Consider the following 7730-nt stretch of genomic DNA (forward strand, 5'->3'; position numbering starts at 1 on the left):
GGGCTGACGCTGCCGCCCACGGGCGCCGCGCTGGTGGATGAGGCCACTGCCCTGTCGCTCAACCCCGCGGGCCTGGGCTTCGTCAACGGCAGTCAGCTCTTCTACCTGCACGAGCGCAACCTCGTGCATGACGGCCTGGGAGACGGCGTCTTCCTGGCCACGCGCCTGCTCGGCCTGGGCCTGGGCGGCGCCATGGAGTGGATTCGCGGACGTGCGGAGCCGGACTACCGCCGCACGTCCCTGGGTCTCTCCCTGGGCACGCGCACGCTGCAGCTCGGCGGTTCGTGGCACGCCTACGGTTCTTCCAACCGGGACATCGACGCGCTGGACACCTTCGACGTGGGCCTCACGGCGCGCCCCATGCGGGCGCTGTCGCTGGGCGCGGTGGTGCGCGACATCAACGCCCCCACCGAGGGCACGCTGGCGCTGAAGCGGCAGTACAACCTGGGCGTGGGCGTGCGCCCGCTGGATGAGCGCTACACGCTGGGCGTGGACTGGCTCTTCTCCGAGGGCGCCTTCCGCCAGGGCCAGGCGACGTACACCGTCAACGCGGAGGTGATTCCGGGCCTCCGCCTGGGCGCGGGCGTGTCACACGGCTTCACCTCCGGGGTGCCCATCGCGCTCCAGGTGGCGGCCACGGTGGACACCTCGCACCTGGGCCTCACCTACGCGGCGGGCGGGACGAACGCGGGGCTGGACCACCTGATGGCGGTGCGCCTGTCGTCGGAGACCTACCGCTCCATCGCGCCGCGCGGCGGCGTGGTGACGCTGCTGGACTTGAATGACGCATTGAGCGGCGGCACCAGCCCCGTCCTCTCATGGCTGGGCGTCAGCGAGGCGGACCCGTACCTGCGGCTGACGCGGTGGCTGGACCTGGCCACCCAGGACGACCGGCTGGCCGGCGTGGTGGTGAAGATGGAGAGCCTGCCCGGGGTGAGCTGGGGCAAGGCGGAGGAGCTGCGTCAGGCGCTGCTGCGGCTGCGCGCGTCCGGCAAGCGGGTGATGGCGGTGGTGCTGTCCACGGACGACCTGGGCTACTTCGTCGCCTCGGCGGCGGACCGCATCTACGCGCTGCAGGAGTCGATTCTCTACATCAACGGCCTGGCCGTGCACCTCCAGACGTACGGCGGGACGATGGAGAAGCTGGGCGTGCACTGGGACGTGGCGCGGGTGGGCCGCTTCAAGACGGCCCCGGAGCAGCTCTCCCGCACCGAGCCCAGCGACGCGTCCTTGGAGTCCACGAACGCCTACCTGGACACGGAGTTGGCCGTCTACGAGAAGGCCGTGCAGGAGGGCCGCAAGGTGCCCGTGGAGCGGCTGCACGCGCTGTGGGCACTGGGCCTGCCCCACCCGAAGCGCGCGGTGGAGCTGGGGTTGATGGACGGCATCATCTCCTCGACGGAGCTCGACAAGAAGGTGGCGGAGCTGGTGCCGGGTGGACGCTTCAGCACCACGTACGCGCCGCGCGACGAGCGCGATGGCCGCTGGGCCCGCCGGCGCCGCATCGCCGTGGTGCCGGTGTTGGGCGACATCATCGGCGGCCGCAGCCGTGAGGACCCGCTGGGCTTCAGCCGCCTCGCGGGCGCGGAGACGGTCATTCGCGCGCTGGAGCAGGCGCAGTCGGACCCGAGCGTGGCGGCCATCGTCGTGCGTGTGGACTCGGGCGGCGGCGAGGTGCTGGCGTCCCACCTGATGTACGAAGCCGTGATGGAGGCGGCCAAACACAAGCCCGTCGTCGCCTCCATGGGGGACATGGCCGCGTCCGGTGGCTACTACGCCGCCATTGGCGCGCACGAGGTGTTCGCCCTGCCCACCACGCTGACGGGCAGCATCGGCGTCTTCTACATCAAGCCCGCCGTCGAGGGCCTGCTGGGCGGGATGTTGGGCGTGCACCAGGAGAGCCTGACCCGCGCGCCGCTGGCGGACATCCTGGACGTGTGGCGCCCCTGGACGCCGGAGGAGCAGGAGGCGGCCCAGGCGTGGGCGGACGCCTCCTACGACAGCTTCATCACCGAGGTGGCGCTGCGGCGGAGGATGGACAAGGCGAAGGTGGACGAGGTCGCCCGGGGCCGGGTGTGGAGCGGCCAGGACGCGCTCGCCCGCGGACTGGTGGACAAGCTGGGCGGCCTGCTGGAAGCGGTGGACTCCGCGCGGATGCGCGCCGGAATCCCTCCGGACGAGGAGCTGGACCTGGTGGTGATGGGCGAGGCGCGGGGCTTCTTCTCCGCGCTGGGCGGTGAGCCCGGGGTGCGCGCCGCGCTGTCCCTGCTGCCCGCGCAAGAGCCCGCCCTGCCCGAGTCCCTGCGGGCGCTGGCCCGCTCGGCTGGCCTGAATCTGATGTTGCTCCAGCCGGGCGTGAAGGCGATGTTGCCCTTCCAGATAACCGTCCGCTGAGGTCGTGGCGGCGGCCTGAATCAGCAGGTGGGAGGTCGGCCGGACGACACCGCGTGAAAAAAGCGGCGGCGCCGTCCCCGGCCTCTGTTACTGTTACCCTTGCACCCCGGACGGCTTTGGGCCGCCAGGGTGCTCCAGGAAACGGCGGTTCGGCCTGCTCGTCACCAGGGCCCCGCGTCCGCTTCCTGTCCCACGGCCTGAGTCACCTTGCGTCCCCGCCCTCCTCCTGGAGCGGCCGCCCGGGGCGCACACAGTCTGGAACGTTCATGAGCGAAAACCCCGATAACCGCGACCCACGTGATGCCCCCCCTGTTCCCGCCGCCCGCGCCGTGGCGCCGCCCGAGCCGGACGATGACGGTGGCGACGAGGGCGACGACGAGGGGCCCGACGACGGTGATTCCGGCGGGGGCGCACAGGGTGGCGCCCCCGGGCAGCCCGGCCAGGCCACCGGCCGCCGCCGCCGCCGTCGGCGCCGTCGCCGTGGCGCGCAGGTCCTCTTCACCCCGGATGGCCAGGCCTACCGGATGCAGCCGGGACCGGACGGCCAGCAGGCCCAGGTCTTCCTCACGCCGCAGGAGCTGGAGCAGTACCGCCAGCGGCAGGCGCAGCAACAACAGCAACAGCAGCAACCACCGCAGCCGGCGCACGGCGGCGGGGGCCAGCAGCACGCGCGCCACGCACAGCACGGCGGCGGCCAGCAGGCCTCGCAGCAGGCGAACCTGTCGCCGGTGGAGGGCGTGCTGGACACGGAGGCCAAGGGCCCCAACGCCTTCCTGCGCCAGCTCAAGCGCAACCTGCTGGCGGCGCCGGATGACCCGGAGCTGCCCAAGAATCTGGTCCAGAAGCTGCGGCTGCGGCAGGGCCAGTACATCACCGCCTTCGCGCAGATGCGGGGCCACAAGGGCGTCATCCAGAAGGTGGACACGGTGGACGGCCGGCCGCTCGATGGCGCGCCGCGGCTGCCGCACTTCGCGGACCTGACGTCGGTGGACCCCACCGAGCGGCTCAAGCTGGAGAACGGTCACAAGGAGATGGTGACCCGGGTGCTGGACCTCATCTCCCCCATTGGCAAGGGACAGCGCGCGCTCATCGTCGCCCCGCCCAAGACGGGCAAGACGATCATGCTCCAGCGCATCGCCCAGGCCATCCTCTCCAACCACCCGGAGTGCCACGTCATGGTGGTGCTCATCGACGAGCGTCCGGAAGAAGTGACGGACATGCGGCGGAGCATCAAGGCGGAGGTGCTGGCCTCCAGCTCCGACCGCCCCACCGCGGACCACCTCAAGGTGGCGGAGCTGGCCCTGGAGCGCGCGCGCCGGCTGGTGGAGTCGGGCAAGGACGTGGTCATCCTCCTGGACTCGATTACGCGTCTGGCCCGCGCCTTCAACAAGGAGGTCGACAACTCCGGCCGCACCATGTCCGGCGGCGTGGACAGCCGCGCCCTGGAGCGCCCCAAGCGCATCTTCGGCGCCGCCCGCGCGACGGAGGAGGCCGGCTCGCTGACCATCATCGGCACGGCGCTCATCGACACCGGCAGCCGCATGGACGAGGTCATCTTCGAGGAGTTCAAGGGAACGGGTAACTCCGAGGTCACCCTGGACCGCCTCCTGGCGGAGAAGCGCGTCTTCCCGGCCGTCAACATCGCCCAGTCCGGCACGCGCAAGGAGGAGAAGCTCTTCACCCTGCGCGAGTACGAGAAGGTGAAGAAGCTGCGGCAGATGCTCTTCTCCGTGAAGCCGGTGGAGGCCATGGAGGCGCTCGTGAAGCGGCTGTCCCGCTACACGTACAACGACGAGTTCCTCGACGAGCTGTAGTCCCCCGCTTCGGGAGTGGTACGGCGGGCCCGGGTGTGCGTTAAGGTGGCGGCATGATTCAAGGCTCGGGCCGCTGCCACTACCACCCGGAGCGCGCCGGCCTCGGCGTCTGCGTGGAGTGCCGGCGTGTCATCTGCCGGGAATGCACCACGCAGTTCGAGGGCATCAACCGCTGCGCCAGTTGCCTGGACCAGCGCCTCAAGGCGCTGGAGGGCCCGGGTGAGCGCCGCGAGTGGTCGGCGGGCAACGTGGTACTGGCGCTGATGAGCGTAGCGCTCGTCTTTGGCGGCATCCTCCTGCTGGCCCAAGTGGCGGCGAGCTAGCCCATGGCCGTCTCCGCGCTCGAACTCCGCCCGCGCAACGCGGTGGCCTTGATGGACGCCGCGCTGCGCCTGTGTACCCGCAACGCGGGCGTCTGGGCCCTCACCCTGCCCGGCGGCGCGGCCGTGGTGGCCGCCATGTTGTACCTGGCGGAGTCGGTCCGCATGGGCTGGCCGCTCGTGGTGCCTTCGCTGCTGCTGACGCTGGCGTGGTTCCTCCGGGGCCTGGGCCAGGGCGCGACGTGCCATTACGTGCAGGAGCTGCTGCTGGGCACCCAGGGCGAGCCTTCCGCGTGGGCCTCGCTCAAGGCCGCGCTGGGCCGGATGCCCGCGCTCTTCATCGCCGTGGCGTACATGCTGGGCCTCAACACCCTGGTGGTGATGGTGACGGGAGGCCTCGGCTACATCCTGCTGCAGTCCCATGGGGTGGGCTACGCGGCGGTGATGCAGGGGCGAGGCAGCCCGCTGAAGCTCTACGGCACGTGCTCACGACTGCTGGGCCCGGCGCGCGGCACCGCGCTGTGGGTCCGCGCCCTCATGTCCGTGCAGGTGCTGGCCTTCTTCAACCTGCACATCGCCTTCAACTTCCTGCTGTTCCTGGGCCGCAAGCTGGTGGGCGTGGACCTGACGTTCGCGGAGCGCTTCGCCTCGCTGGACAACGGCCAGTGGCTGATCTTCCTCGCGGTGACGACGTTCGCCCTCTTCGAGCCGGTGCGCGCCGCGACGGCCACGCTGCTGCTGGTGGACGGGCGCGTGCGTCAGGAAGGGCTCGACCTGCTGGCCAGCGTCCAGCAGCTTCCGTCCCGGGATTTGGGGCGTCCGCTGCCTCCGCCGGGCGCGACGCGTGGCGCGGCGATGCTGGCAGTGGTACTGGGCCTGGGCCTGGGCCTGCTGACGGCGGCGCCAGCCCATGCCCAGGATACCGTGGACGCGAAGCCCCTGGCCCCCGCAGAGGCGCTGCGGCGGCTGGGCGAGGTCACGGAGGCGTGTGAGGCTTCGGCGGATGAGGACTCCGCGGACCTGTACGCGCCCCTGGAGTCCCTGGGGCCCGCCGAAGCCGTGAAGCTGGACCGCTTCGTCCGCCGCGTGGAGCGGCAGGCCTTCGACGAGGAGGACTGCGACAAGGCCCGCGCCACGCTGACGCAGGGGCTCACCACGATGGGCGCCACCGTGGACGCCCAGGCCCGAGCGGATGCACGCGCCGCCGCCGCGCGGGCGAAGGACATCCTGGCCCGGCCCGAGTTCGCGGAGGCCGCGCCCAAGGCGGAGAAGGACGCCCCCGAGCCCGCGGCCCCACCCGAGACGCCAGGCTGGTGGCAGCGCTTCATCGACTGGCTGGGGGAGCAGCTGAAGAAGCTGTTCGAGCGGGAGCCGGCGGAACCGCGGAAGGAGACGGCACAGCCCCTCCTAAGCGGCATGAATGTGGCCAACGTGCTGGTGGTGGTGCTGGTGACACTCACCCTCGCGGTGCTGGGCGTGGTGCTGCTGCGGGCGCTGAACCGCGACAAGCGCCGCGCGGGCGACGAAGGTGTGCAGGTGTCCACGGTGGACGCGTCCACGCTGGCGGGGGACGCCCACCATGCGCTGTCACGCCCTCCCGAGGGTTGGGCCCACCTGGCGGACGAACTGGCGGCGCGGGGGGCCTACCGCGAAGCGGTGCGCAGCCTCTACCTGGCGCTGCTGTCCCGGCTCCACCGCGACGGCGCCATCCTCTATGACGAGACGCTGAGCAACTGGGACTACCTGTCTCAGTTCCGGGGCCGCGCGGAATGGAAGGCCCCCTTCCGAGAGCTGACGCGGCGCTTCGACTTCGCCTGGTACGGCAACCTGCCGGTGGGCGTGGACGGCTACCGCGAGTTCCGCGCGCTCACCGAGCCCCTGCTGGCCGCGCCGTCACGCCCGGAGGTGGCCGGTGCGTGACCGTTTCCCGCTGCTGGTGGTGGGGGGCCTGCTGCTCACCGCGGTGCTGGCCACCTTCCTGGTCCGAGGCGCCCGGCGCAACACGTTCGCGGACACGCTGTCCACGTATCGCGCGCAGGAGGACGGCGCGCGGGCCCTGTTCCTGCTGGCCCAGGAGAGCGGCTTGCCGGTGACGCGCCGCATGGCGGACCTGCGCATCGTGTCCGGACTGGGCACGCCGGTGCTGCTGGCGGTGGAGGTGTCCGGCGCCTACGAGGACGACCCGGACCAGACGGCGCTGGCCGCCGAGCCCGACGCGGGCCTGGCCGACGAACACGTCCCCCGCACCGGCTTCAACGCCTTCCGCGCGGCAGCGCTGGACGACGATGAAACCGAGCAACTGCTGAAGCACGTGCGCGAGGGCGGCAGCGCCATCTACGTGCCGTGGGGCTCACGCGAGAACCCGGTGCTGCAAGCCTTGAACGTGAAGCTCTTCAAGGCGGACACCACCCTTCCCATGCGCACGCTGGTGCCGCCCCAGCCCACGCCGTACACGCTGGGCGTGGAGCGCGTGGAGGCGAAGGTCCAGGCCTACCTGGAGCTGCCCCAGACGGCCGTTCCCGTCCTGGAGGATGAACGGCTGGGCATGTTCGTGGCGGCGGTGGTGCCGTACGGGCAGGGCCGCGTGCTGGTGGTGGGCGCCCCGGAGCTGGCGATGAACCAAGCCCTGGCGCGCGCGGACAACGCGCAGTTCTGGCTCAGTGCCCTGGCGTCAATCGGCCCCGGCCCCATCGAATTCGATGAGTTCCACCACGGCTTCACCAACGAGCGCTCGGTGGTGGACTTCGCGCGCCGCTACGGCCTGCACTTCGCCGTGTTGCAGTTGCTGCTCGGCGTGGCGCTGTGGTCGGTGTCACTCAAGCGCTTCGGCCGGCCGCGGCCCCCGCCCGAGTCCTCGCGCGTGGGCGCCACCGACGCGCTCTTCGCCATGGGCCGGCTCTATCGCGAGGGCCGGCACCACGGTTTCGCCGCCCAGCTCATCCTCCGGGGCCTCACCCAGGACCTGGCCCTGCACGCGGGCCTGCCCGCGCATGCGTCCGCGGACGCGGTGACCCACGGCCTGCGCGAGCGTGGCCGCGCGGACCTGGCGCAGGGGCTCGAGGAGCTCACCACGGACAGCCGCGCGGTGACGCGCGACACGGACCTCCAGCAGCTCGCAGAGCGCGCGGCGCGGCTGCGACAACGCCTTCATTCCGCCGGCGCCGCCCGGCCCAGCCCTCCCGAAACGACATGAACGACACCC

Annotated in this window: 5 protein-coding genes; all 5 read left to right on the forward strand. The window is 71.6% G+C overall.

Translation table 11 applies throughout. From position 1 onward, the window contains the following. Positions 1-2394, forward strand: a 2394-nt coding sequence (gene sppA, locus FL344_RS37330; RefSeq protein ID WP_141621857.1) for a signal peptide peptidase SppA, incomplete at its 5' end; no start/stop codon positions are given. A gap of 266 nt (positions 2395-2660) precedes the next feature. Next, positions 2661-4208 carry a transcription termination factor Rho gene (rho, locus tag FL344_RS37335; RefSeq protein ID WP_141621858.1) on the forward strand — a complete coding sequence of 516 codons (1548 nt, stop codon included), beginning with the start codon at positions 2661-2663 and terminating at the stop codon, positions 4206-4208. A gap of 53 nt (positions 4209-4261) precedes the next feature. Then, a complete protein-coding gene (locus tag FL344_RS37340) occupies positions 4262-4531 on the forward strand; it encodes a hypothetical protein (RefSeq protein WP_141621859.1) in 270 nt (89 codons plus the stop codon). Between the two features lie 3 nt (positions 4532-4534). Next, positions 4535-6448, forward strand: coding sequence for a DUF4129 domain-containing protein (locus FL344_RS37345; protein WP_141621860.1), 1914 nt, complete (start codon positions 4535-4537; stop codon positions 6446-6448). Further along, on the forward strand, positions 6441-7721 hold the full coding sequence (locus FL344_RS37350; RefSeq protein WP_141621861.1) for a DUF4350 domain-containing protein: 1281 nt from the start codon (positions 6441-6443) through the stop codon (positions 7719-7721). Before FL344_RS37345 ends, FL344_RS37350 begins: the two co-directional genes overlap by 8 nt. Positions 7722-7730 lie beyond the last annotated feature (9 nt).

The sequence above is a fragment of the Myxococcus sp. AB036A genome (assembly GCF_006547355.1).
Lineage (GTDB): Bacteria > Myxococcota > Myxococcia > Myxococcales > Myxococcaceae > Myxococcus > Myxococcus virescens.

Excerpts from the sequence above, each read along its gene's own strand:
- rho (WP_141621858.1), top strand. The coding sequence starts at position 2,661 with ATGAGCGAAAACCCCGATAACCGCGACCCACGTGATGCCCCCCCTGTT.
- FL344_RS37340 (WP_141621859.1), top strand. The coding sequence starts at position 4,262 with ATGATTCAAGGCTCGGGCCGCTGCCACTACCACCCGGAGCGCGCCGGC.
- FL344_RS37345 (WP_141621860.1), top strand. The coding sequence starts at position 4,535 with ATGGCCGTCTCCGCGCTCGAACTCCGCCCGCGCAACGCGGTGGCCTTG.